This window comes from Pseudomonas sp. Tul2A7 (genome assembly GCF_054790505.1).
Window position 1 is genome coordinate 4,084,959 of sequence record NZ_CP186499.1, and the last position, 23,277, is coordinate 4,108,235.

The 23,277-nt window shown below is 58.8% G+C and carries 25 protein-coding genes; 11 read left to right on the forward strand and 14 right to left on the reverse strand.

Annotated elements, in window-relative coordinates; genetic code table 11:
* Positions 1-153 precede the first annotated feature (153 nt).
* The 3 genes from ACOYXJ_RS18430 to ACOYXJ_RS18440 all read left to right on the forward strand — a co-directional run bounded on the left by ACOYXJ_RS18430 (position 154) and on the right by ACOYXJ_RS18440 (position 1,780).
* Positions 154-390 carry a glutaredoxin family protein gene (locus ACOYXJ_RS18430; protein ID WP_150792975.1) on the forward strand — a complete coding sequence of 79 codons (237 nt, stop codon included), beginning with the start codon at positions 154-156 and terminating at the stop codon, positions 388-390.
* A 111-nt stretch (positions 391-501) separates the two neighbouring features.
* Positions 502-819 carry a transcriptional regulator gene (locus ACOYXJ_RS18435; RefSeq protein ID WP_016985469.1) on the forward strand — a complete coding sequence of 106 codons (318 nt, stop codon included), beginning with the start codon at positions 502-504 and terminating at the stop codon, positions 817-819.
* A 70-nt stretch (positions 820-889) separates the two neighbouring features.
* Positions 890-1,780 carry a pseudouridine synthase gene (locus tag ACOYXJ_RS18440; protein WP_460370856.1) on the forward strand — a complete coding sequence of 297 codons (891 nt, stop codon included), beginning with the start codon at positions 890-892 and terminating at the stop codon, positions 1,778-1,780.
* 80 nt (positions 1,781-1,860) lie between these two features.
* Here ACOYXJ_RS18440 and ACOYXJ_RS18445 read toward each other — a convergent pair whose 3' ends face one another.
* Both ACOYXJ_RS18445 and mobA read right to left on the reverse strand, forming a co-directional pair.
* The gene (locus ACOYXJ_RS18445; protein ID WP_007908660.1) at positions 1,861-2,082 is read right to left on the reverse strand and encodes a YgdI/YgdR family lipoprotein; all 222 of its coding nucleotides are present in this window, start codon (positions 2,080-2,082) and stop codon (positions 1,861-1,863) included.
* Between the two features lie 78 nt (positions 2,083-2,160).
* Positions 2,161-2,763, reverse strand: a complete 603-nt coding sequence (gene mobA, locus ACOYXJ_RS18450; RefSeq protein ID WP_460370858.1) for a molybdenum cofactor guanylyltransferase MobA — start codon at positions 2,761-2,763, stop codon at positions 2,161-2,163.
* Between the two features lie 81 nt (positions 2,764-2,844).
* On the opposite strand from mobA, the gene moaB reads away from it, so the two are divergent.
* Both moaB and ACOYXJ_RS18460 read left to right on the forward strand, forming a co-directional pair.
* Positions 2,845-3,384 (forward strand): molybdenum cofactor biosynthesis protein B, encoded by a 540-nt coding sequence (moaB, locus tag ACOYXJ_RS18455; RefSeq protein WP_095120454.1) that lies wholly within the window; start codon positions 2,845-2,847, stop codon positions 3,382-3,384.
* The gene (locus ACOYXJ_RS18460; protein WP_460370860.1) at positions 3,368-4,594 is read left to right on the forward strand and encodes a molybdopterin molybdotransferase MoeA; all 1,227 of its coding nucleotides are present in this window, start codon (positions 3,368-3,370) and stop codon (positions 4,592-4,594) included. Before moaB ends, ACOYXJ_RS18460 begins: the two co-directional genes overlap by 17 nt.
* Positions 4,595-4,653: 59 nt before the next feature.
* On the opposite strand, the gene ACOYXJ_RS18465 is transcribed toward ACOYXJ_RS18460, so the two are convergent.
* Positions 4,654-4,962 carry a hypothetical protein gene (locus ACOYXJ_RS18465; protein ID WP_191622620.1) on the reverse strand — a complete coding sequence of 103 codons (309 nt, stop codon included), beginning with the start codon at positions 4,960-4,962 and terminating at the stop codon, positions 4,654-4,656.
* A 315-nt stretch (positions 4,963-5,277) separates the two neighbouring features.
* On the opposite strand from ACOYXJ_RS18465, the gene yegS reads away from it, so the two are divergent.
* On the forward strand, positions 5,278-6,195 hold the full coding sequence (gene yegS, locus ACOYXJ_RS18470; RefSeq protein ID WP_095120452.1) for a lipid kinase YegS: 918 nt from the start codon (positions 5,278-5,280) through the stop codon (positions 6,193-6,195).
* Here yegS and ACOYXJ_RS18475 read toward each other — a convergent pair.
* The 3 genes from ACOYXJ_RS18475 to ACOYXJ_RS18485 form a co-directional block, all read right to left on the reverse strand.
* On the reverse strand, positions 6,179-6,838 hold the full coding sequence (locus tag ACOYXJ_RS18475; RefSeq protein ID WP_095120451.1) for a response regulator: 660 nt from the start codon (positions 6,836-6,838) through the stop codon (positions 6,179-6,181). The two genes, yegS and ACOYXJ_RS18475, sit on opposite strands and share 17 nt — an antisense overlap.
* On the reverse strand, positions 6,835-7,728 hold the full coding sequence (locus ACOYXJ_RS18480) for a sensor histidine kinase (protein WP_095120450.1): 894 nt from the start codon (positions 7,726-7,728) through the stop codon (positions 6,835-6,837). The genes ACOYXJ_RS18475 and ACOYXJ_RS18480 overlap by 4 nt, the downstream gene beginning before the upstream one ends.
* A gap of 474 nt (positions 7,729-8,202) precedes the next feature.
* On the reverse strand, positions 8,203-8,673 hold the full coding sequence (locus ACOYXJ_RS18485; RefSeq protein ID WP_150792970.1) for a hypothetical protein: 471 nt from the start codon (positions 8,671-8,673) through the stop codon (positions 8,203-8,205).
* A 454-nt stretch (positions 8,674-9,127) separates the two neighbouring features.
* Between ACOYXJ_RS18485 and ACOYXJ_RS18490 the strand changes: the two genes are divergently transcribed.
* Positions 9,128-10,063: a chemotaxis protein CheV gene (locus tag ACOYXJ_RS18490; protein ID WP_102900403.1), complete on the forward strand. Its 936-nt coding sequence runs from the start codon at positions 9,128-9,130 to the stop codon at positions 10,061-10,063.
* 186 nt (positions 10,064-10,249) lie between these two features.
* Positions 10,250-11,056 (forward strand): MOSC domain-containing protein, encoded by an 807-nt coding sequence (locus ACOYXJ_RS18495; protein WP_460370864.1) that lies wholly within the window; start codon positions 10,250-10,252, stop codon positions 11,054-11,056.
* A 72-nt stretch (positions 11,057-11,128) separates the two neighbouring features.
* Here the strand turns inward: ACOYXJ_RS18495 and ppnP are convergent, their stop codons facing one another.
* The 8 genes from ppnP to ACOYXJ_RS18535 form a co-directional block, all read right to left on the reverse strand.
* Positions 11,129-11,413, reverse strand: coding sequence for a pyrimidine/purine nucleoside phosphorylase (gene ppnP / locus ACOYXJ_RS18500; protein WP_003226701.1), 285 nt, complete (start codon positions 11,411-11,413; stop codon positions 11,129-11,131).
* A gap of 104 nt (positions 11,414-11,517) precedes the next feature.
* Positions 11,518-12,060 (reverse strand): 3'-5' exonuclease, encoded by a 543-nt coding sequence (locus ACOYXJ_RS18505; RefSeq protein WP_460370866.1) that lies wholly within the window; start codon positions 12,058-12,060, stop codon positions 11,518-11,520.
* A gap of 70 nt (positions 12,061-12,130) precedes the next feature.
* Positions 12,131-14,092: an acetyl/propionyl/methylcrotonyl-CoA carboxylase subunit alpha gene (locus ACOYXJ_RS18510; protein ID WP_460370868.1), complete on the reverse strand. Its 1,962-nt coding sequence runs from the start codon at positions 14,090-14,092 to the stop codon at positions 12,131-12,133.
* A 111-nt stretch (positions 14,093-14,203) separates the two neighbouring features.
* Positions 14,204-15,001 carry an enoyl-CoA hydratase/isomerase family protein gene (locus tag ACOYXJ_RS18515; protein WP_150792966.1) on the reverse strand — a complete coding sequence of 266 codons (798 nt, stop codon included), beginning with the start codon at positions 14,999-15,001 and terminating at the stop codon, positions 14,204-14,206.
* Positions 14,998-16,155: a citronellyl-CoA dehydrogenase gene (gene atuD, locus ACOYXJ_RS18520; RefSeq protein WP_460370870.1), complete on the reverse strand. Its 1,158-nt coding sequence runs from the start codon at positions 16,153-16,155 to the stop codon at positions 14,998-15,000. Before atuD ends, ACOYXJ_RS18515 begins: the two co-directional genes overlap by 4 nt.
* A gap of 31 nt (positions 16,156-16,186) precedes the next feature.
* Positions 16,187-17,803 carry a geranyl-CoA carboxylase subunit beta gene (atuC, locus tag ACOYXJ_RS18525; RefSeq protein ID WP_460370872.1) on the reverse strand — a complete coding sequence of 539 codons (1,617 nt, stop codon included), beginning with the start codon at positions 17,801-17,803 and terminating at the stop codon, positions 16,187-16,189.
* A 3-nt stretch (positions 17,804-17,806) separates the two neighbouring features.
* A complete protein-coding gene (locus tag ACOYXJ_RS18530; RefSeq protein WP_460370874.1) occupies positions 17,807-18,676 on the reverse strand; it encodes an SDR family oxidoreductase in 870 nt (289 codons plus the stop codon).
* Between the two features lie 12 nt (positions 18,677-18,688).
* Positions 18,689-20,473: an acyclic terpene utilization AtuA family protein gene (locus ACOYXJ_RS18535; protein ID WP_460370876.1), complete on the reverse strand. Its 1,785-nt coding sequence runs from the start codon at positions 20,471-20,473 to the stop codon at positions 18,689-18,691.
* 184 nt (positions 20,474-20,657) lie between these two features.
* On the opposite strand from ACOYXJ_RS18535, the gene ACOYXJ_RS18540 reads away from it, so the two are divergent.
* The 3 genes from ACOYXJ_RS18540 (at position 20,658) to ACOYXJ_RS18550 (ending at position 23,271) form a co-directional block, all read left to right on the forward strand.
* Complete coding sequence (locus ACOYXJ_RS18540; RefSeq protein ID WP_016985451.1) at positions 20,658-21,281, forward strand: TetR/AcrR family transcriptional regulator; 624 nt, start codon at positions 20,658-20,660, stop codon at positions 21,279-21,281.
* A gap of 92 nt (positions 21,282-21,373) precedes the next feature.
* Complete coding sequence (locus tag ACOYXJ_RS18545) at positions 21,374-22,171, forward strand: substrate-binding periplasmic protein (protein ID WP_460370878.1); 798 nt, start codon at positions 21,374-21,376, stop codon at positions 22,169-22,171.
* An 86-nt stretch (positions 22,172-22,257) separates the two neighbouring features.
* On the forward strand, positions 22,258-23,271 hold the full coding sequence (locus tag ACOYXJ_RS18550) for a GNAT family N-acetyltransferase (protein WP_150792960.1): 1,014 nt from the start codon (positions 22,258-22,260) through the stop codon (positions 23,269-23,271).
* Positions 23,272-23,277: the final 6 nt, after the last annotated feature.

Below are 23,277 nucleotides of genomic sequence, written 5' to 3' on the forward strand. Positions count from 1 at the left end.
AGGATCGCGTAAAAGGTTTTTCTGCGGACTGATTTGCGTCAGGGTTTTGCCTGTGAACCTTTGTCGGGGCGCTGGAGCCTTTGGGCGGCGGTGGCTCGACGGGTTTTCAGGTGGGGCCTAGAATAGGCCCACTCATTTTTTGGTTGAGCAATCATGCCTCCTGAATGTCAGCTGTTTGGCACCCTTGGATGCCATTTGTGTGAAGTCGCCGAGGCCGAACTGATGCCTCTTGTCGAGCATGGCCTGCTGGTTGAATTGGTCGATATTGCTGAGGATGAGTCTTGGTATGCGGCATACAGCCTGAGAATTCCGGTGCTGCGCCGCATCGACACCGGGGCAGAACTGGACTGGCCATTCAGTGCTGATGAAGTCGTCGCGTTTCTGGGTTAATCCGCTTTTGTGGTTCATCCCGCCGGTCGCCGCTGCCATCCATTCCTTGGCATTTTGCGGATTGTTCGGTTACTGTATGTTCATACAGTAAATGCGTCAGAGGGATGAACCGTGGTCAATGTCGAACAGTTGAAGAACAGCGTGAACCGGATGTCGGTTGACGTGGTGCGCGAGGCCGTTCTCGAATTGCGCCTGGACGGGTTGGTCACCGAAGGCAAGACGCCCTTCAACAAACTGCACTTCAACACCTGCTTTGCCGAGATCGAGGCCTTGTTTCAGCGTGCCGGTTACCACAAGCAACTGGATGTGGTCGGTTATCAGGGGTTGCTTTACGCCTTATACGATCCGGGACGCTGGGACGCAGTCGATGTCTTGCGCTGGCTCAAGGAGTTCACCGATGCCGCAGCGCTGAAAACAATTCCGGCCTGAACATTCTGCGCTAGGTTCGTTTCCCTCACTGCTGGATAATGCCGCCCTGCATTGAGGGTTCGATTTCCGTATGTCCACATCTACATTCTCTGCTGCTCAGAATCAGGCGAGCACACTTTATCTGCCGCCCGGTAAATGGCTGACCGTACTCGATTGCCTGTGCGAGCATTTCAGCGCCATCGACCGTGAGCAGTGGCTGGACCGCATCGCTCGGGGACGTGTGCTGGACGGCCATGGCCAGCCGATCCCGGTGGATTTGCCCTACAAGGAAGGTCTGCGGATTCACTATTTTCGTGAAGTGCCGGACGAGAAGCCGATCCCGGTGGTCGAGTCGATCCTGTATGCCGACGAACATCTGGTAGTGGCTGACAAACCGCATTTTCTGCCGGTCACGCCTGCCGGCGAATACGTTGAGCAAACCTTGTTGCGCAGGCTGATTCGTCGCCTGGACAATCCGCACCTGGTGCCGCTGCACCGCATCGACCGGCATACGGCGGGACTGGTGATTTTCTCGGCCAATCCGCAAACCCGATCAGCCTATCAGTCGTTGTTCCCGACGCGGCAGATCGACAAGCGCTATGAAGCCATCGCCCCGGCGCTGCCTGATCTGAAGTTCCCTTTGGTGCACAAGAGCCGCCTGGTGGATGGCGAACCGTTTTTCCGCATGCAGGAAGGCGCCGGTGCCAGCAATACCGAAACGGCGGTGGAGGTCAGAGAAAAGAATGGCGATCTGTGGCGCTACGGCTTGTTTCCGGTGACGGGCAAAAAACATCAACTGCGTGTCCACATGACGGCGTTGGGCGCGAGCATCTGCAACGATCCGTTTTATCCGGATGTGTTGAAGGACGTCGAGGACGACTACGACAATCCGCTGAAACTGCTGGCGCAGGGGTTGCGGTTCATTGATCCGGTTACCGGCGCAGAGCGCGAGTTCGAGAGCCGGATCAAGTTGCAATGGTGACGTCGAAGCCGTTTTTCGAGCGCCCATGAAAAAGCCCGCAATCAATGCGGGCTTTTCTGTATCCGGTATCGACCCAGAGCTTACAGCTCTTTAACGGTACGAACCTGATCCTTGTTGATGCGAGTTTCTTTGCCGTCCAGCTGTTTGAACTCGTAGAAGCCCGAATCGTCATCGTATTTCGGGGTGTCGACGGCCTGGATTTCGCGACCGTCATTCAAGGTGATCACTGTAGGCGACGAGCAACCGGCGAGGGTGGCAAGGCCCAGTGCGAGCATGAAAGTGGCGAGGGTCCGTTGAGTCATGGGTGTGTCTCCGAATGGGAATTCTTTTGGTTACTGAGCTTGAGACGTATACAAGGCGTGAGAGTTCCTTGAATGGTGTCAGTCTGACACAGTGTTGTGCGCATTTAACAGTTCGGGGGTATTGAGGTTGGCCAGTCGCGGGTCATTGTCGGGACATTGCAACGCGGTGGCGCCGAGACTGCGCATTACTCGCCCGGGGCTGCGCTCCCCAGCATTCCACGCTGCCTCAAAGGCCGGCAACAAGGCTACCGGAATTACGCAGAGCAGAGGTTCCCAATGCCCGTCATGGCGCAACATTAAAGGTTTGTCATGATTCAGATTGGCGGTTTCGCGCATGTCCTGCAGCAACGTGGCATCGATCCTCGGGACATCGCAGGGCAGTACCAGCAGGTGGGGGTGACGCGCGGCTTTCAGGCCTGCGCGGATACCAGCCAAGGGGCCTGGAAAATCTTCTTCGTCATCTCCCACCAATTGGTCTGCAAACGGTGTATAACGCTCGCGATTCCGATTGCAGGAGATGATCAAGTCATCGGTCAGCGGACGAGTCTGGCGCTGCAAGTGCGCGATCAACGGTTCACCCTGCCACTGCAGCAGACCTTTGTCCTGACCGCCCATACGTTGGCCGCGCCCGCCCGCCAGAAGCAGAATGGAGCAGGGCGGCAGTTGCGAATTCACAGTCATGGCAGCTCTCCAGAGGGGCGGCAAAGAAATGGGGCGCTGTGATATAACACCGGGCTGTTTCTCCTACAACTGGACGAGCCTATGAAAGCCAAGGCTGATGTACCTTTCGTGCCGCTTAATATTGCGGTGCTGACTGTCAGCGATACCCGGACCCTGGAAACCGACACTTCAGGCCAAGTCTTCGTCGATCGCCTGGCGGCCGCCGGTCACCATCTGGCAGAGCGGGTTCTGCTCAAAGATGACCTCTATAAAATTCGCGCGCAAGTTGCCAACTGGATCGCCGACGATGTTGTGCAGGTTGTGTTGATCACTGGTGGCACCGGTTTTACCGGGCGCGACAGCACGCCGGAAGCCGTCGCGTGCCTGCTCGACAAGCAAGTGGATGGTTTCGGCGAGTTGTTCCGGCAGATATCTGTGGCTGATATCGGTACCTCGACCGTGCAATCCCGAGCGCTGGCCGGTCTGGCCAATGGCACGCTGGTTTGCTGCCTGCCAGGTTCGACCAATGCTGTGCGTACAGGGTGGGATGGCATTCTTGGTGAGCAACTGGACGCCCGCCATCGACCATGCAATTTCGTACCTCATTTGAAACAGGCGGCACCTTGTGAATCGCGCGGGTAAAACGGGCAGAACGGGCTCGTTGATGCCGGTCGAGGTAGCGCTGGCGCGCCTGCTGGAAATGGCCGAGGCCTCGCCCATTGTCGAGCATGAGTTTTTGCCGCTGGCTCGGGTCGAGGGTCGAGTGCTGGCCGAAGATCTGGTTTCAACCCTGGATCTACCGCCCTGGCCCAATAGCGCCATGGATGGTTATGCCCTCAATCTGGCCGACTGGACGGGTACCCCACTGCCGGTCAGTCAAAAGGTATTCGCCGGACAATTTCCTGAACCCTTGCAGCCTGGAACTTGTGTGCGGATCTTCACCGGTGCACCGGTTCCATCGGGTGCCGATTGTGTAGAGATGCAGGAAAACGCGGAGGTTCAGGCCGATGGCTGTGTGCGCTTCATCGAGCGGATGACAATCGGGCAGAACATTCGCCCGCAAGGCCAGGAAACAACCGCAGGCGAGTTGATCCTGACGGCTGGCACCCGGCTCGGTCCTATCGAGCAAGGCCTTTGCGCGTCATTGGGCTGCGCTGGCCTGAAGGTAGTACGCAAGGTTCGAGTGGCGGTGATCTCCACAGGAGATGAATTGGTCGAGCCGGGTCAGCCGCTGGGGCCGGGGCAGATATACAACAGCAATCGCGTGGTTCTGTGCAGCTGGTTACAACGTTTGGGCTGTGAAGTGATCGATGCCGGAATTCTCCCGGACGATCTGTCCTTGACCCGTGCCCGTTTGACGGATCTGCAGGATGTTGACCTGATACTTTCCACTGGTGGTGTATCGGTGGGTGAAGCTGATTTTCTCGGCATAGCCTTACGGGAAGAGGGCGAGTTGGCCCTTTGGAAGTTGGCCATCAAACCCGGGAAACCGCTGACATTCGGACATTTTCGCGATGTGCCGGTCATCGGCTTACCGGGCAACCCGGCGTCTACGTTGGTGACCTTTGCGCTGCTGGCTCGGCCTTATCTGTTGCGTCGTCAGGGTGTGCAGGGCGTCGAGCCTCTGAAATTCCCGGTGCCGGCGGGCTTTGCCTGGCCCGTTGCGGGCAATCGCCGTGAATACCTGCGAGGACGTCTCGAGCAAGGGCGGGCGATTGTTTACCGCAATCAGAGTTCCGGTGTGCTACGCAGCGCAGCCTGGGCGGACGGTCTGGTGGAGGTCCTGGAGGGCCGCACGCTGAGCGAAGGAGACCAGGTCGCATTTATTCCGCTGAGTGACCTTCTCGGCTGATCCCGTTGTGCGTGCGCAGGTGCCGAACGACTCAGCCGATACCTGCGTGTGCAATTCGGTCAGTTGCTGACCAGTGTCACAAGCTGGTCGAATCGGCTATTCGCCACCCAACCCAACAGACCCAGCACTACCGCGGTCGCGCCTGCAGAGTAGGCCAGACGGTGTTTGATTGTCCTGACGTCACTGCGGACTTCGTCCATGTCCCGTCGAATGTATTTCAAATGGGTTTCGAGTTCGGTCACGCGAGGTTCCATATGAACTTCTCCGGTGGTCTTGGCGCTGTTTTTGAAGTTGGGCTTTTGATTCGCGCGACTTTCGCCGAGAGGGGCGACCGGGCTCACTGGAATTCTGGCTTCATGGCTTGGCATAAAAACATCCACTGGTTGCTTCAAATGCATGCTGGCCGACGTTTATACGAATCGAATTGTCCGGAGCCCTGGGGGCGTATCCATTCATTACCTGCACTTCCTTGTGTTGTTGGATTGAGGATTGATACCGCCAGCACACGGTGAACCAATGGCCATGCATGGTCAATTGAGCCGATTCCTCATGTTTTGTAAGAAAAAATACCGGTTATGTAGGACGCCGCTCTCCCGAGCTTGAATTAATTAGGCCACAGGTGGCTCTTTTGCGTGCTTCAGCGGTCAAGATGACCTAACCAAGTCAATTCAGGGAGTGACGCTATGAGTGAACGCCGGGCACTGTTGATCCTGCATGGCAAGCAGGCACTCAACGAGGCGGTTCGCACCGCGGTCGAGAACAAGCGCCAACAAGGCTGGGACCTGGCTGTACGCCTGACCTGGGAGGCGGGGGATGCCCAGCGATGGGTGGAGCAAGCACTGGCGGAGGGTTACACACAGATTATTGCGGGGGGTGGCGACGGCACGTTGCGCGATATTGCCGAAGCACTCGCGGCGCATCCGCACAAAGCCAGCCTGGTACTTTTGCCTTTGGGAACCGCCAACGACTTTTCCCGTGCCGCGGGCATTCCGTTGGAACCGGCGGAGGCCCTCGAGCTTCTGGAGGTGGCGCCGCGTGATATTGATCTGGGTCAGGTGGGCGGGCAAATCTTCCTCAACATGGCCACCGGTGGTTTCGGCAGTCAGGTCACCGCCAATACTTCAGAGGATCTGAAAAAAGTACTCGGGGGAGCGGCATATCTGTTCACTGGTTTGTCACGATTCAGCGAACTGCATGCCGCTTATGGCGAGTTGCAAGGCCCTGATTTTCACTGGAGCGGCGAGCTGCTGGCGTTGGGCATCGGCAATGGCCGTCAGGCCGGAGGCGGGCATGTGTTGTGCCCACAAGCGCTGGCCGACGATGGACTGCTGGATATCAGCATTCTGCCGGCGCCCCAGGAGCTTGTCGGTACATTGAAGAACCTGCTGAGCGACGGTTTCGGCATCGACAACATGTTCGTGCGAACCCGATTGCCGTGGGTCGAAATCAAAATGTCCGAAGGGCTTTACATCAATCTTGATGGTGAGCCGCTGGAAGGCGACAGCATGCGTTTCGAGGCGCGTCCGGCGGCGCTGCAGGTCCATCTGCCAAAGGACTCGCCGCTATTGACCATTAAATCGTCAATCAGTCATCAAGACTGATGATCTGCTCGCGTACGGCGAACAGCACCAGGCCTGCCACGTCGTAGATTTGCAGACGCTTCATGATCTGCGAGCGGTGGGTCTCGACGGTTTTGATGCTCAGGCCCAGTCCGTTGGCGATTTCCCGGGTGGATTTGCCACGCACGATCAGGCGCAGGATCTCCAGTTGTCGCGCGGTCAGGTTGTGCGAGTCGGCGGTTTCCGGCTGCTGTTTCTGATTGCGGGTCAATGCCTGGTTGATCACGGTGTGGGCGATGGCGGGGCTCAAATAGCGCTCGTTGTTGCGCAAGGCTTCCAGTGCGTGTTCGAGTTCAGTGGCTGTGGTGTCCTTCAGCAGGTAGCCATAGGCGCCGGACTCCAGCGCCTGCATGATCAACGCCGGGTCGGTGTGCATCGACAGGATCAGCACCTTGCTTTGCGGCCGCACACGCTTGAGCCGTTGCAGGGCTTCAAGGCCGCCGGTTTCTTTCATGGATATATCCAGGAGCACGATATCGGGGCTCAGTTGCTCGACCATTTCGAGCAGTTGCGAGCCGTCATTGGCTTCGCCAATCACCGCGTAACCGGGAATATCCAGCACCAGAGCACGCACGCCGGCCCTGATCAGCGAGTGGTCATCCACCAGAAGTAAGTTGCAAGTCAACGCATAACCTTATTCGTACTGGCCCGCTCGAGTGCACGGGGCGCCCAGGGGAAAAGTGCTTCGATTCGAGTGCCTTTGCCCGGCTCGCTGACGACGCTCAGGGTGCCACCCAATTGCTCGATCCGTTCGGCCATCCCGGCCATGCCCCGCTGTCCTTCACGACCAGGATTGGCCGCCGGGGCAAACCCCAGACCGTCATCGCTGATCATCAGCGTCAAGCCTTTCGGCAGGCGCTGTACGCGTATCACCAGATTCTTCGCTTGTGCGTGTCGCAGGATATTGGTCACTGCCTCCTGGGTGATGCGAAAGGCGGCGACGGCCATTTCTTCCGGGATGCCATTGAGGCGTTGCTGGCAATCAAGGCTCCAGTGCACGCTGGTATTGGCCATTGTCTTGAGCAGATGTGCACGCAGGCTCGCCTCAAGACCCAGACTGGTCAACTGGCGTGGATTGAGAATGGCCGAAACGTCGCGCACCTTGTTGAGGGTTTCTTCGAGCGTGTCGCACAGCGCTGTGCATTGTTCCTGCAAGTCTTCCGGCATGCGCCGTTTGAGCCAGTCACTCTGCAGTTTGGCGGCGGTCAGCAGTTGGCCTATATCGTCGTGCAACTCTCGGCTGAGGCGGTGACGTTCGTTTTCCTGGACTTCCAGGAGGCGATCAGCGAGTTCCTGTGGCTGAAATTTGATCGATTTGCGTGACAGCCGATATTGCACCCAGACGCAGGCGGTGGCTGCGATGTTCAGCAATAGCAGCCCCAGGCAAAGTTGCGCGGAAAAACCATAGGTCAACAGGCTCCCGAGTGTGGCTGCCACACACAGTATGAGCGTGAACCGGCGTGCATTTTCCCGGGAGGGTGGCCATGTGGAGATTGACTTGAGGCTGGCGTACATAGCGGATGGAGCCAATGGATGTTCGCTGCGGGCAGACCGGCCGGTGGCTGGCGGATCTCTGTCTGAAAATGCTGTCAATTATGTTGTTGATTTCAACGCGGTTCAGTGAATGTATTGGGCCGCCAACTTTGCTGGATGGCTGTCTCTGAAGTCACTGTGCCATTAACTTGAAAGCAACTAGTGGGCGGCATAATACCACTTAACATACCGTTGGTCGCGTTTGCTATATATGTCCAAAGGGTCAGGAATTACGCCATGTTGGACGCGAGTTCCATAATGGAGAAGTCGATTAAAAGATATCGGCGTTACCTGAAGTTGTGCTCTTCAGACACAGGCAAACCCTGAGTCCGGCGAAAAATATCCGCTTGAGTCAGGCGTGATTATTTAATTCGATTTGTCGCTGGCAGGTATGAACTATTCAATAACGACAGGGCTGTGTAAGGCGACGAGTTCCTGGGACAGGGAGGCGCGCTGTCAGGCTTGTCGCTCTGCGTAGCTCGGCAGAGGCAAACGTTTGGGAGAAACGGCTGGCTGAAATTGCGGCTGGCCGACTTGGAAGGCGAACGCTTCAATCAGCGAAATCTGCTCGCTTTCATCAAGGCTCAGCTGTCCGGTGCTCTGATCGACCAATTCAAGTTGCCAGGCCATCAACGTAAAGCAATCCTTCAAGGCATCCAGGGCTTGTTCGTGCAGATCGACGTGATCCTGCGCCAGATTGAGCAAGCTGTAAATGTGCAGGGAGAACTCGCAAATGGCTTCAAGCGCCAGTGCTTCAGCCCTGCTCGCGAGCTTGAGGAGGGTGCTGAGCATGCAGTCGATGGCGTCCTTGTCATTGCTGATCAACTGCAAATGGCTGAGGCATTCTTCGGACTTGGCCAGGAGCGTTTCAGCCTCGACAAGAAATTCGGGGAACCTTTGCGCCCACTCTTTACGGTCGATCGGCATGCTTATCTCCACAACGTCATGTCTGATGGGGGAATGCCATTTGTGGCGACGGTCATGGATCGTCGGGAGATCGCGCCCAGACGTGCAGGTGCACAGACTGAGGGGTTCCAGAGGGCTTGTTTCCGCTGAATTGCGATCGCACACAATAGCCTGACTCCGTTCATGCAATGAGAATGGCGTCACATTAATGGCTATTGGATATTGCGAATATCAGGTTGGGCCTGATTGTTACTAGGGGAATCCCTTAGGCGCGGGAACCTACCGTGCAAACCGAGGTCGCGCCGCAGAGAATGTAGCAGATGAAAATCACTGCGCCAGTAAAGCATGATGTTAATGTGACATCAATGCCCGATCATGGCATTTTTGACGGGGTCTGGCTTGGCAATCAAGAACCGCCATTTGCCGCCGATAACCTCACATAGTGAATTCATCAGAACAAGCCCAGGAGTCATTGATGGCCGGCATTCTCGACACGGTAGACCAACGCACGCAACTGGTGGGTGAGAATCGCCTGGAAATTCTCATGTTTCGATTGGCCGGGCGTCAGTTGTTCGCGATCAACGTGTTCAAGGTTCAGGAAGTGCTGCAACTGCCGAAGCTGACCTTGATGCCGCAGCGTCACCCGTTTGTGTGCGGAGTGGTCAATCTGCGCGGTCAGACCTTGCCGGTGATCGATCTGTCGCAGGCGATCGGCATGCGTCCGCTGGTGCCGGGTCCGAACAGCACGATCATCGTCACCGAGTACAACCGCTCGGTACAGGCCTTCCTTGTTGGTGGCGTGGATCGCATCGTCAACATGAACTGGGAAGCCATTCTGCCGCCGCCGACCAGTGCCGGGCGTCAGCATTATCTGACCGCTATCAGCAAGGTCGACGATCAACTGGTGGAAATCATCGACGTCGAGAAAGTCCTCGCTGAAATCGTCCCGTACAACGCCAAGGTCTCGCGTGAAAAGCTCGATGATCCGGTACTGGAACGCGCCCGTGGCCGTGAAGTGCTGCTGGTGGACGACTCCAACGTGGCGCTTTCGCAACTGCGTGACACGCTCGGCCAGCTCGGCGTGAAAATGCACATTGCCAGCGATGGCCTGAAGGCGTTGAACATGCTCAAGGGCTGGGCTGATACCGGCGTGAACATGACCGACAAGCTGCTGATGATTTTCACCGATGCGGAAATGCCGGAAATGGACGGCTATCGCCTGACCACCGAAATCCGCAACGACCCGCGTCTGCGTGGTCTGTACGTGGTGCTGCACACCTCGCTGTCCGGTAGTTTCAACGACTCGATGGTGAAGAAGGTCGGCTGCGACAACTTCCTCTCCAAGTTCCAGCCGGACAAACTGGTTGACGTGGTGCGCCAGCGCCTGATGCTCGACGAAGTTCCGGCCTGATAACGCAACCCTGCAGGTGCGAGGCTGCTCGCGATGGCGGATTCAATTTCGACACATGGGTTGAATCGAATATCGCTTTCGCGAGCAGGCTCGCTCCCACAAGGGATTTGCGCTTTACAAACTCTGGCTTTGATTCGCGGATAAAGCTCGTATAGGGTGGCGTTTTTATTCTCCAGGGAGCTGGCCATGCTGCGTCTGAGCGCGCTTTATCGTTACCCGTTGAAATCCGGCAAAGTCGACGCTCTAAAAAGCGCCGATCTCGACAAGCTGGGGCTTGATGGTGACCGACGCTGGATGCTCGTGGATGAAGCCAGCGGCCGTTTCCTGACCCAGCGCGCCGAAGCGAAGATGAGTCAGTTGTCGGCGCTGTGGAATGCGCAAGGCGGTCTGACCTTGAACGCACCTGAACACTCTCCCATCGACATCGCCTTGCCGGGCAATGACGCCGAACTGCGCGGTGTGACGATCTGGCGTGACACTTTGCGCGTGCCGGATGCCGGCGAAGAAGCAGCGCGCTGGGTCAGCGATTTCATTGGAAAACCGACCCGTCTGGTGCAGGTGCCGCTGGATCGCGCTCGCACCACGCAAGCTGGCTATGGCTACGAAGATGATCAGGTCGCGTTCGCCGACGGATTTCCTCTGCTGTTGATCGGCGAGGCGTCCCTGCAGGATCTCTCGGACAGAGTCGGGCGTCCGCTGGAAATGTTGCGCTTCCGGCCGAACCTGGTGATCGAGGGCAGCGAGGCATACGCCGAGGACGGCTGGAAGCGGATTCGCATTGGCGATGTCGAGTTCCGTGTGGTCAAGCCGTGTTCGCGCTGCATCCTCACCACAATTGACCCGCAAACCGGTGAGCGCAGTGCCGATCGCGAGCCGTTGGCCACCTTGCAGAAATATCGTGCTCAAGCCGACGGCGCGATGTTCGGCCAGAATCTGGTGAATGACAGCAATGGTCGGCTTGAAGTCGGGATGCCAGTGGAGATTCTCGAATAAGCCGTCACTGCAACGAAAAATGCCCGTGTCCTTGGACACGGGCATTTTCATTGGTGCAATGAAACCGTTGTTTTAGCCGCGGTATTCGCACAGGTAAGCGGTGTCGACCGCAACCTTCAGCTGGAACTTGCTGTTGGCCGGGACGTTGAACTGGCTGCCAGCGGCGAAGGTTTCCCAGTCGCTGCTGTCTGGCAGTTTGACGGTCAGTGCGCCAGACACCACGTGCATGATTTCACGCTGAGCGGTGCCGAATTCGTATTCGCCCGGGGCCATGACGCCGATGGTCGCCGGACCTTCAGCGGTGCCAAAGGCGATCGACTTGACGGTGCCGTCGAAGTACTCGTTGACTTTAAACATGGGCGATTCCTCGAAAAGGGCTAAAAATTGGAGGCGGCCAGTATGCACAAGGCGTCTGGCGCCGTCACCTGCCCGACGTCTGTCCGCTGAGTCTCTAATTGACCCTAGAGTGGCAAGACCAGTGGCAACAGCCGCGCGGTGTTGCGCGCATCCTCCAGCGCCCGGTGCTGCTGACCGCTGAACTGCATGCCAGCCAGTTGCAGTGCGCCGTTGAGACCCAGGGGCCGCTCCAGGCGTCGAGCCTTGGCGAAGCGTTGTTTGAGGTTCATGTGCGGCACATGGCTCAAGGCGCTGTCGATGTGCAGGCGTTGCCATTCCTGGAGCAATTGCTTGCGATCGTAATCACCCCAACTGGCCCAGCCTTCGAGTCGCGTCTGATGTTGCGCGAGCCAGCGTTCGAACGCCGGCCAGACTTCGTTCAACGGCTGCGCCGAGTCGATATTGGCTTGGGTGATGTGCGTCAGTTCACGACAAAATGGCGTCAGCAACGGCCGCCGCGTCGGTTTGACGAAGCGCTGGAAGTGATCCTGCTCGCGCCCGGTGCGATCGACCAGGGTGGCGCCGATCTCGATAATTTCCATTTCGGTGACCGGCCAGCCACCCTCATCGGTGGTGGCTTCCAGATCTATGACCAGCCAGTGAGGCATCGCAGGGTTCCTGATTTCCGCGTTCTGATAACTCAGAGCGTAGTCAAAACCCGCATGCGTGTGTGGGCGACTACTCGACCTGCAACAGAACCTGACGATTTTTTACCTGATCGCCGACCTTGACCTGCACCCGCTTGAGCACGCCGTCGATGCCGGCCTTGAGCGGGTGCTCCATTTTCATTGCCTCCAGTACCACCAGCAACTGACCTTTGCTGACCGGGCTGCCTTCGCTGACGAGAACGTCGACGATGGCACCGTCCATCGGCGCTTTCAGGGTGCCGGAGCTGACGCTGGTCTGACTGTCGATTACCGCGTGAGTTCGATCCTCCAGGCGCAGACTGCCGGGGTGGGTGAACAGCCAGAGGTGCCCGCTATCCAGTCGATACGCGTGACGCTGGCGCAAACCGTCGATTTGCAGTGTCAGCGACTGCGTGTCCTGATCGATGAGTGTTAACTCGAGCGTGCGCTCGGCAACCTGCACGGTGAAGGCGTCTTGCGCGTGAGCGAGCAGTTGCGCTGTCCAGTTCTGATCATCAAGCCCGAGTCGATAATGCAGCGGCACACTGGCATTGTTGCGCCAGCCGGTGAGCGGCGCGCGATGGGCCAGGGCGCTGGATTGATAGAAAAGCACTGTTGCGATCGCCAGTTCCTCGGCATCGGGCATGTAACGGTGCAAGCAAGGGTGTTCGCTGAAGTGGCGGGCAATGAACGCGGTACTGAATTCGCCGCTGATGAACTGCGGATGTTGCAACAGGCTGGCCAGCAAGCGTTGATTGCTTTGCACGCCCAATAACACCGTGTCCTGTACCGCGCGCAACAGTTTGCGCCGGGCCTCTTCGCGAGTGGCGCCAAAGGCTATGAGTTTGCCCAGCATCGGGTCGTAGAACGGGCTGATCGATTGTCCTTCCAGCAAGCCATGATCGATTCGCGCACCGTGCTGCAGCGCCGGCTCCCAGGCTTCGACACGGCCGGTTTGCGGGAGGAATTCTTGGGCGGGATCTTCGGCGTAAAGCCGCACTTCCATGGCATGCCCGTTGAGCTGGACCTGGTCCTGAGTCAGTGGCAACGGCTGCCCCTCGGCGACCAGCAATTGCCACGCGACCAGATCCAGCCCGGTGATCAATTCAGTCACCGGATGCTCGACTTGCAGGCGCGTGTTCATCTCCAGAAAGTAGAACTGCCCGCGCGCATCGAGCAAAAACTCCACGGTGCCGGCGCCGACATAGTTCACTGCGCGCCCGGCCTTCAATGCTGCCTCACCCATGGCTTGGCGCAGTTCGGCGGTCATCACCGGGCAGGGCGCTTCTTCGATGACTTTCTGATGGCGACGCTGGATCGAGCAATCGCGTTCGCCGAGGTAGATCAGGTTGCCGTGCTGATCGCCGAACAACTGCACTTCGACATGCCGCGGTTCGATCAATGCCTGTTCGAGGATCAATTCGTCGCTGCCGAAACCGTTCAGTGCTTCGGAGCGCGCAGTGCGTAATTGCGCCGGCAAATCAGCGCCGCTGTGCAGCAGGCGCATGCCGCGCCCACCCCCGCCGGCACTGGCCTTGATCATCAGTGGATAGCCGATGCGCTCGGCTTCACGCAGCAGGGTCGCATCGTCCTGTTCGGCACCTTGATAACCGGCGATGCAGGGTACGCCGGCTTCGAGCATGGCGATTTTCGAGCGGCGTTTGCTGCCCATCAATTCGATGGCTTCGACGCTGGGGCCGATGAAGATCAGCCCGGCGTGTTCGCAGGCGCGGGCGAACTCGGCGTTTTCCGAGAGAAAACCGTAGCCGGGGTGAATGGCGTCGGCGCCGCTACGCTGGGCGGCGTCGAGGATCGCCGGAATGTTCAGGTACGACTGCTGCACGGGGGCGGGGCCAATGTGTACGGCCTGATCGGCCATTTTGACGTGCAGGGCCTCGGCGTCGGCGTCGCTGAAGACGGCGACGGTGCGGTAGCCGAGCGCTTGGGCGGTGCGCTGGATGCGGCAGGCGATTTCACCGCGGTTGGCGATCAGGATTTTGTGGATGGCGGGCATGGTCAGGTTTCCTGAGGTTTTGGCGGTGAATGTGATGGCCTCATCGCGAGCAGGCTCACTCCTACAGGGGAACGCATTCCAAATGTAGGAGTGAGCCTGCTCGGGATGCTTTCAGGTAGCCCACCGCGGTTTCCGCTTTTGCACAAAAGCCATGGTGCCCTCGATCCCTTCGTCGCCAGTCACCGCTTCGCTAAACCACTGCGCCGCCTCGTCAAGCAATTCACTCGAAGGCTGCCCGGCACTCGCCAACAACAATTTCTTGGTCATCGCATTCGCCTCCGGCGCGCAACACAGCACATGCTGCAACACCTCATCGAGCCGCTCGGCAAGCGCCTGCGCATCCTGCTCGACAAAATGCACCAGCCCCAGACGCCGCGCCTGATGCCCATCGAAACGCGCAGCCGTCAGCGCCAATCGGCGGGTTTCGGTCAGGCCGATACGCTGCACCACAAACGGCGCAATCTGCGCCGGCAGCAAGCCGAGGCTGGTTTCCGGCAGGCCGAATTGCGCCTGATGATCGGCAATCGCGATATCGCTGACACAGGCCAGCCCGAAACCGCCGCCAAGCACCGCGCCTTGCAGCACCGTGATCAGCACTTGCGGCGCGTGCTGTGCTTCCTCCAGCAAGGCACCGAACGCGCGATTCAAATCGCGGTAAGCCTCGCAGCCCTGAGCGCGAGCGCTGGCCATGTCCTTGATATCGCCGCCGGCACAGAAATGCCCACCGGCACCGCTGAGCACCAACGCCCGAACCGCACGGTCATCGCGCACAGCCGCCAGCACCGCGCGCAGTTCGCTGACCATCTGCAGGCTCATGGCATTGCGGCTGTCCGGTCGATGGAGGGTGATGTGCAGCACGCCGCCATGCAGCTCCAGCAACAGCGTCTGGCAATCCGGCAGGCCGCTCATTTCTTTTTCCCCGGGAGGATGCCCATCAGTTTGCAGATGATCCCCAGCATGATTTCGTCGGCGCCGCCGCCAATCGACACCAGCCGCACATCGCGATAGGCACGGGCCACCGGGTTGTCCCACATGAAGCCCATGCCGCCCCAATATTGCAGGCAGCTGTCGCTGACTTCGCGGCCCAGACGTCCGGCCTTGAGCTTGGCCATCGACGCCAGCCGTGTGACATCCTGACCTTTCACGTATTGCTCGGTGGCCTGGTAAACCAATGCGCGCAGGCATTCGATTTCGGTCTGCAATTCAGCGAGGCGGAAGTGGATCACCTGGTTGTCGATCAACGCATTGCCGAAGGTCTTGCGCTCCTTGCAGTACTCGATGGTGCTATCGACGCAATATTCCAGACCCTTGATCATGTTCGCCGCGCCGAACAGACGTTCTTCCTGAAACTGCAGCATCTGCATCATGAACCCGGCGCCTTCATGGCCGATGCGATTGCGCTGCGGTACGCGCACGTTGTCGAAAAACACCTGGGCGGTTTCCGAGCTGCGCATGCCGAGTTTGTCCAGATGCGAACTGAGGCTGATCCCCGGCGTGTTCATCGGCACCATGATCAGCGACTTGTTGATGTGCGGTTTGTCGTCCGAGGTGTTGGCCAAAAGGCAAATGAAATCGGCACTCGGCGAGTTGGTAATCCACATCTTGCTACCGTTGATCACGTAGTCGTCGCGGTCCTTGCGCGCGGTGGTTTTCAGCCCGGCGACATCGGAGCCGGCGCCGACTTCGGAAACGCCGATGCAGCCGACCTGCTCGCCGCTGATTGCCGGTCGCAGAAACTCTTCGCGCAATTCATCAGAGCCGAAACGGGCGAGGGCCGGCGTGCACATGTCAGTCTGTACGCCGATCGACATCGGAATGCCGCCGCAGTGAATAGTGCCGAACTCTTCAGCGGCGACAATCGAATAGCTGTAATCGAGACCCATACCGCCGAATTTTTCCGGTTTGGAAATGCCCAGCAAACCGAGGTCGCCAGCCTTGCGGAAAATTTCGTGAATGGGAAAGCGCCCGGCCTTTTCCCATTCGTCGACGTGCGGATTGATCTCGTGCTCAACGAACTGGCGGACGGTGCGGCGCAGGGCTTCGTGTTCCGGGGTGAAGATCATTTTTTATTGTTCTCCGTAAGATCCGTGGCGGTCAGAACCGGCTGACGCCGAAGCTGTTGGGTTGCAGCGTGCGAATGTCGGCTTCGTGGCAGATATCGAGCAAATAGCCGAGCAGGGTGCGCGTGTCACGCGGGTCAATCAGCCCGTCGTCCCACAGGTTGGCACTGCCGTAGAGCGCGGTGGACTGGCTGTCGAGTTTCTGCGCGGTGACCTGTTCGAGCATGTCGAGCATCTTCGGATCGGGTACCAATCCGTCTTTCAATTGTTTGGCTTCGGTAACGATGCGCAAGACTTTGCCGGCCTGCGCGCCGCCCATCACCGCCGTACGGCTGTTCGGCCAGGCGAAGATGAAGCGCGGGTCGAGGCCGCGTCCGCACATCGCATAGTTGCCGGCACCGTAGGAGCCGCCGACGACCATCGTCAGTTTAGGCACCCGCGCATTCGCCACCGCTTGAATCAGTTTCGAGCCGTGTTTGATCACGCCTTGCTGCTCGGATTCGGTGCCGACCATGAAACCGGTGGTGTTGTGGAAGAACAGCAGCGGTGTCTGGCTCTGATCACACAGTTGAATGAACTGCGCCGCTTTGCTCGCACCGTTCGGGGTGATCGGGCCGTTGTTGCCGATAAAACCGCAGGCGCGGCCCTGAATCTTCAATTGGCCACAAATGGTTTGCTGATCGAACTCGCCCTTGAATTCGACGAAGCAAGACTCGTCGGCAATGCGCGCGATGATTTCGCGCACGTCATAAGGCTTTTTCGGATCATCGGGGATCAGCCCGAGCAATTCATCGATCGGGTAGAGCGGTTCTTTGTATTGCGGCTCCGGCAGCCACGGCAGTTGCTCATTCCAAGGCAGCATGCGCAGGATTTCGCGGACCTGACGCACGCCATCGGCATCGTTTTCCGCGAGGTATTCAGCCGTCCCGGCGACCTGCGCGTGCATCTCTGCGCCGCCCAGTTCTTCATCGGTGGCGACCTCACCGGTGGCCGCTTTGAGCAGCGGCGGGCCGGCTAAAAACAGCTTGGCCTTGCCGCGCACCACTACCACGTAATCCGACAACCCCGGTTGATAAGCACCGCCCGCCGTGGCCGAGCCGTGCACCACGGTGATCTGCGGCAAACCCATTGCCGACATCCGTGCCTGATTGGCAAAACTGCGTGCGCCTTCGACGAAAATCTCAGCCGCGTAATTGAGGTTGGCACCGCCGCTTTCGGCGAGGGTAATCACCGGGAGTTTGTTTTCCTGAGCGATCTGTTGCAGGCGCAGGGATTTTTTCAGGCCGCTGGGCGAGATCGTGCCGCCCTTGATCGCGCTGTTGTTCGCCACGATCATCGCGCGGATGCCGCAGACGTAACCGATACCGGCGATCAGCCCGCCACCGGCCGAGCTGCCGTCCTTGTCGTCATGCAATTTGTAGCCGGCGAGGCTGGCCAGTTCGAGGAACGGCGCGCCGGGATCGAGCAACAGGTTCAGGCGTTCGCGCGGCAGCAATTGCCCGCGCTTGTCGAACTTCTCCTTCGCTTCGGCTGCTTTATTCAGCAGATTTTGTTCGAGCTGCTGCACTTGCTCGATGGCTGCGAGCATTGCTGCACGATTGCGCGCAAACGCTTCGCTGTGCGGGTCGAGTCGGGACTGGATCTGCGGCATGGCTTACTCCTTGTCCTTGAGCACATCTGGCAAGTACGCACGGTGAAAGCCGTTGAACGACTCACTGTGAGTGGCCTTGTGCAACGGCCATGCACGGCTGCCGAGGCTGGCTGCGCCATCGATTTTCAGCGTGCTGCCACTGATGAATGCCGCCGCCGGGCTGAGCAGAAATACAATCGCCGCACTGACTTCCGATTCGGTGCCAATACGCTTGAGCGGCACATGTTCACGCAGGGTGGGAATCACCGCTTTGAACGCGCCTTCGTAAGTGTCCATGCCGCTGGAGGCAATCCAGCCCGGCGCCACCGCGTTGACCCGCACGCCGGCATAACCCCATTCGAAAGCGGCGGTCTTGGTGAAATTGTCCATGCCCGAACGCGCGGCCCCCGAGTGGCCCATGCCGGGCATGCCGCCCCACATGTCGGCGAGCATGTTGACGATGTTGCCGCCGTGTTTGCTCATCGACTGGTTGAACACTTCCCGCGCCATCAGGAAACCGCCGACCAGATTGGTGCGCAACACGGTTTCGAAACCTTTCTGATTGATCGAAGCCAATGGCGACGGGTATTGGCCGCCGGCATTGTTGACCAGACCATGAATCGGCCCATGCTCGACGATCAGCTCCCTGACCAGTTGTTTCACCGCTTCTTCATCACGGATATCGCAGGCCTTCCAGTGTGCGCGGCCACCGTCCTCGGCAATTTCCACGGCGACCTTTTGCAGTTTTTCCGGTTTGCGCCCGACCAGCAGCACATTGGCACCGAGCGCTGCCAGTTCATGCGCGGTGCAGCGACCAATGCCGCTGCCACCGCCGGTTACGATGATGGTCTGGCCGCTGAACAGATCGGCGTGGAAAATCGACGCGTAAGCCATGCAAACCATCCTCTAGTCGAGCTGTTCGGCGATGCTCTGCGGCACCGGGATCTGGATTTCCAACAGTTGCTGGGCGAAGGCTTTGCCTTGCGGATCGATACGCAGACTGGCCACGCCACCACCGCCGAGGGCGTTTTCCAAAAGAAAATTCAGGCTGTGGGTGCCGGGCAGATACCAGCGTTCGACCCGGCCGTGGACCGGATCGAGCACATGGCTCATCCAGTCGACCATGACGGCCGGGGTCAGCGCTTCGGCGATCCACGGCAGGTATTCGGGTTTGCGCGGGATCACGCCTATATTGCTGTGATTGCCTTTGTCACCGGAGCGCGCCACGGCCAGTTTCACCAGCGCCACACTGGCATCGGCGCGGCCTTGAGGTTTCGGCGGGTGCTGGGCAATCGGCAAATCTTCACTGTCGAGCGCTGCCAATGAGGGCAGGGTACAAGGATGGCGAACGCCGGCCAGATCAATCTGCAAGGTACAGGCGCTTTTATCGATCAGGAATGAAAACAGACGAATCAGCGGATACACCGTTGGCCGCCCGCCGACGATACCGGTCAGGCCTGGTGCCATGCCGGTGGCGGCCTGGGCGATTTCCCGGGAGAACAGCACCAGTGCCTGTTTATTGGGGTGACGCACGGCGAGTTTGATCACCACTTCACGGCTGTCGTGGCGCTGGCCATGGGGGCCGTAGGTGGCTTCGCTGCCGAGCAATTCGATATCGGTTTCGCTGTAGGGCGGCCAGCCGCGCTGGCTGAACATTTCCGCTGTCTTGGTGATGATCGCCTGACTGACGCGCCGCGCCTTGTCCACCGCATCGATACCGGCGATCAGGCAACTGGCGGTGCAGCGGAAGCCGTCCGGGAAAGTGGCGCTGACCTTGTATTTGTCGCTGGGCGGCAGGCCTTTGGCGCCGTGGACATGAACGAGGTTTTTGCCTTGCTGCTGGAGTTTGACGTGAGTGAAATCGCAGACCACGTCAGGCAACAGATACGCCTGCGGATCGCCGATTTCATACAACATCTGCTCGCCGACGGTCAGCGGTGTGACCAGTCCGCCGGAACCCTCGGGTTTGCTGACGATGAATTGGCTGTCGGCGCTGACTTCGACGATGGGAAAACCGATGTGTTCGTAATCCGGCACGTCACGCCAATCGGTGAAATTGCCGCCAGTGCATTGTGCGCCGCATTCGATGATGTGCCCGGCCAGCGCGGCCTGAGCGAGTTTGTCGTAGTCGTGCCACGACCAGCCGAATTCATGCACCAGCGCGGCGCTGACCACGGCGCTGTCGACTACTCGCCCGGTGATGACGATGTCGGCGCCCAGGCGCAGGGCTTCGACGATGCCCGGCGCGCCGAGATAGGCGTTGGTCGATACGCACATCGGCGGCAGCGGGGCGCCGCTGAACATCTCGGTGACGCCGCTGAGGTGTTTGAATTGTGGTTGCAGATCATCGCCGAGCAGTACCGCGATTTTCAGCTTGATACCGATCTTGTCGCAGGCCGCTTGCAGGGCGGCGGCGCAGGCTTGCGGGTTGATCCCGCCAGCATTGCTGATGACCCGGATGTTCTGCCCGGCGAGTTGCGGCAGTAACGGCGTCAGTACTTCGATGAAGTCGCCGGCGAACCCCGCCTGAGGATCCTTCATGCGTGCGCCGGCCATGATCGACAGGGTGATCTCGGCGAGGTAATCGAACACCAGGTAATCCAGCTTGCCACCCTCCACTAACTGCGCGGCGGCGGTCGATGTATCACCCCAGAATGCGCTGGCGCATCCGATGCGAACGGTGGTTGGCATTTTTATCTCCGACTCAGCAACCTGCGACAGAAGTGTCTGGAGGCTACCAAGCAAGCGCTTGGTTTGTAAACAGTTGAAACTATCTTCTGCCCAAGCGCTTGCTTGGTCGTCGTTGGCGGCTTAAATTGCGCGCAACCCTGCGGTTTCAGGGGGCAACAGACTGATCGACTGTAGGAGAGAACGGGTGGACGAGCAAAAAGCCCTGAGGGTCATGCGCGAATTGGTCGATCAAGGCCAGTTGACCGACCCGGACAGCGCCCGCGGCAAACTGCTGCAAGTGGCCGCTCACCTGTTCCGCAACAAAGGCTACGAACGCACTACGGTGCGCGATCTGGCCGGCGCAGTCGGCATCCAGTCGGGGAGTATTTTTCATCACTTCAAAAGCAAGGATGAAATTCTCCGTGCGGTGATGGAAGAAACCATCCGCTACAACACTGCATTGATGCGCGCCGCACTGGCCGATGCCAACAATGTGCGTGAGCGCGTGTTGGCGCTGATCCGTTGCGAATTGCAATCGATCATGGGCGGCAGTGGCGAGGCGATGGCCGTGCTGGTCTACGAGTGGCGTTCGTTGTCCGAAGACGGCCAGGCCAAGGTTCTCGCTTTGCGTGACGTTTACGAAGACATATGGCTGCAAGTGCTGGGTGAAGCGAAGGACGCCGGATTTATCCGCGGTGATGTATTTATTACTCGACGTTTCCTCACCGGTGCACTGTCCTGGACCACCACCTGGTTCCGTGCAGGTGGCAGTTTGAGCCTCGATCAGTTGGCGGATGAGGCGCTGATTCTGGTCCTCGAAGAGCGTTGAGCGACTTTCTATCGGGCCGGGAAACTGGCTAACTGGGCGAAACCGCCTAGCTTGAATGCATTGATCGGTATTTTTTCGGGGAGTGGGGTGTTTTGAAGTCTTTGCCAATCCGGACGGCCGCGGGGCTGATGCTCGCAGCGCTGGCTGCATCATGGGTATTGCCCGCTCAGGCAGCGCAACTGGTTCGGGTGGGCGCGGCGCATTTTCCGCCCTACACCATTCGCCCGGAAAACGGTGCCGATACAGGCCTCTTGCCGCAACTGGTCGAGGCCCTTAATCGCCTGCAAAGCGACTATCAGTTTGTCCTGGTACCGACCTCTATTCCGCGGCGATTCGGGGATTTCAAGCAGGGCCGGATCGACATGGCGATTTTCGAGAATCCCGATTGGGGCTGGAAGGAAATTCCCCATACGGATGTCGATATGGGCCTCGAGGATGCGGAGATTTTCGTTGCGCAACGCGAAGACGGTCGTCAGCAAAGTTACTTTGCGAGCCTCACCGGCAAGCGTCTGGCGCTGTTCAGCGGTTATCACTACGAATTCGCCAACTTCAACGCCGACCCCAAATTCCTCGCGCAGAATTTCAACGCCACGCTGACCTATTCCCACGACAGTAACCTGCTGATGGTGCTGCGCTCGCGTGCGGATATTGCCCTGGTGACCCGCTCGTACCTGAGCGATTACCTGCTGCGCAACGAGAAGGTGCGCGACGAGTTGCTGGTGTCGCAACGCATCGATCAGGTTTATCACCATTACGCCATTCTTCGCCCGGCGGCGCCGATCACTGGTGAGGCGTTCGGCAAGATGCTGCAAGGTTTGCGCGACAATGGCCAGATGCTGAAAATTTTCGATCCGTACAAGATTGCAGTGGTGCCGGTGCTTCACCGCTGAGGCACTGATTTGTGCTCCAAGCTAAATTTTCCCGCCCGGATCACGTCACTTCGTTGAACTGTCGACGATTATCGTGAGCCTGACCCATGTCCAATCTGAATGATCTGACTGCCCTGGCGTTGCCCTCGGGCAGTCAACTCCAAGCCGATGCAACTGAAAGCCGTCTGAGCCTTAGCCTCGACGGACAACCGCTGATCCGCCTGCGTCTTGATCGGGAGGTCAAGGGGCCGATCCAGCTCGATGAACGTTTTGCGCTGCCGCCGGGCCAGGCGCTATGGGCGGCTTGCTACTGGCTGTTCGCCCGGGATCCGGCGTGCCAGCAATTGACCTGGCAACTGGATCAGCCGCCGACCGAAGCCTTGCTCAGTGGCTTGCTGGTGAACACCGAAGTGGCGGGTGAATACCGCTGTGAACGCACGCTGTTCTGGCAATTGCCACAACCGTGGCTCGGCACTTCGCTGGCAGGCAGCTATCCGCAGCAAATGGTCATCAGCCAGGGCAAGCGTCATCCGCTGCGTCCGGTGAAGCCGCGGGGCGAAGTGTATCGGCGTTTCGATGCGCGTCTGGGTGCGTGGATTTCCCTGCGCACGGTAGAGATCGAAGAAGACCTGCCGCGCTTCAACCGCTGGCAGAACAGCCCGCGCGTTGCCAGTTTCTGGCAGGAAGAGGGCAGTATCGAGAAGCACCGCGAATACCTGAGCAAACTCGATGCTGATCCGCACACGCTGACGCTGATTGGCTGTTTCGATGATCAGCCGTTTGCCTATTTCGAAGCCTACTGGGCCAAGGAAGATCGCATTGCGCCGTTTTATGACGCCGACAATTACGATCGCGGTATTCACATGCTGGTCGGTGAAGAGGATCACCGTGGCCCGCACAAAGTGGCGAGCTGGTTATCGGCGCTGGTGCATTACCTGTTTCTCGATGATCCGCGCACGCAACGCGTGGTCGCTGAACCTCGGGCGGACAACGCGAAGATGATCGGCCATATGCAGAATCAGTGCTTTCACTGTGAGAAAGAGTTCGACTTCCCGCACAAGCGTGCGGCGCTGATGATCCTGGGGCGTGAGCGGTTTTTTGATCGGTGCAAATTGGCCTGAGGTCAT

Bases quoted from the DNA above. Each gene is read 5' to 3' on its own strand.
- ACOYXJ_RS18490 (WP_102900403.1), top strand. From the start codon at position 9,128: ATGGCCGGCATTCTCGACACGGTAGACCAACGCACGCAACTGGTGGGT.
- ACOYXJ_RS18465 (WP_191622620.1), bottom strand. From the start codon at position 4,962: ATGCCAAGCCATGAAGCCAGAATTCCAGTGAGCCCGGTCGCCCCTCTC.
- ACOYXJ_RS18440 (WP_460370856.1), top strand. From the start codon at position 890: ATGTCCACATCTACATTCTCTGCTGCTCAGAATCAGGCGAGCACACTT.
- atuD (WP_460370870.1), bottom strand. From the start codon at position 16,155: ATGATCTTCACCCCGGAACACGAAGCCCTGCGCCGCACCGTCCGCCAG.
- mobA (WP_460370858.1), bottom strand. From the start codon at position 2,763: ATGACTGTGAATTCGCAACTGCCGCCCTGCTCCATTCTGCTTCTGGCG.
- ACOYXJ_RS18485 (WP_150792970.1), bottom strand. From the start codon at position 8,673: ATGCCGATCGACCGTAAAGAGTGGGCGCAAAGGTTCCCCGAATTTCTT.
- ACOYXJ_RS18445 (WP_007908660.1), bottom strand. From the start codon at position 2,082: ATGACTCAACGGACCCTCGCCACTTTCATGCTCGCACTGGGCCTTGCC.
- ppnP (WP_003226701.1), bottom strand. From the start codon at position 11,413: ATGTTTAAAGTCAACGAGTACTTCGACGGCACCGTCAAGTCGATCGCC.
- ACOYXJ_RS18530 (WP_460370874.1), bottom strand. From the start codon at position 18,676: ATGGCTTACGCGTCGATTTTCCACGCCGATCTGTTCAGCGGCCAGACC.
- ACOYXJ_RS18505 (WP_460370866.1), bottom strand. From the start codon at position 12,060: ATGCCTCACTGGCTGGTCATAGATCTGGAAGCCACCACCGATGAGGGT.
- ACOYXJ_RS18430 (WP_150792975.1), top strand. From the start codon at position 154: ATGCCTCCTGAATGTCAGCTGTTTGGCACCCTTGGATGCCATTTGTGT.
- ACOYXJ_RS18515 (WP_150792966.1), bottom strand. From the start codon at position 15,001: ATGAGCGGCCTGCCGGATTGCCAGACGCTGTTGCTGGAGCTGCATGGC.
- ACOYXJ_RS18510 (WP_460370868.1), bottom strand. From the start codon at position 14,092: ATGCCCGCCATCCACAAAATCCTGATCGCCAACCGCGGTGAAATCGCC.
- ACOYXJ_RS18495 (WP_460370864.1), top strand. From the start codon at position 10,250: ATGCTGCGTCTGAGCGCGCTTTATCGTTACCCGTTGAAATCCGGCAAA.
- ACOYXJ_RS18535 (WP_460370876.1), bottom strand. From the start codon at position 20,473: ATGCCAACCACCGTTCGCATCGGATGCGCCAGCGCATTCTGGGGTGAT.
- ACOYXJ_RS18480 (WP_095120450.1), bottom strand. From the start codon at position 7,728: ATGTACGCCAGCCTCAAGTCAATCTCCACATGGCCACCCTCCCGGGAA.
- moaB (WP_095120454.1), top strand. From the start codon at position 2,845: ATGAAAGCCAAGGCTGATGTACCTTTCGTGCCGCTTAATATTGCGGTG.
- atuC (WP_460370872.1), bottom strand. From the start codon at position 17,803: ATGCCGCAGATCCAGTCCCGACTCGACCCGCACAGCGAAGCGTTTGCG.
- ACOYXJ_RS18550 (WP_150792960.1), top strand. From the start codon at position 22,258: ATGTCCAATCTGAATGATCTGACTGCCCTGGCGTTGCCCTCGGGCAGT.
- yegS (WP_095120452.1), top strand. From the start codon at position 5,278: ATGAGTGAACGCCGGGCACTGTTGATCCTGCATGGCAAGCAGGCACTC.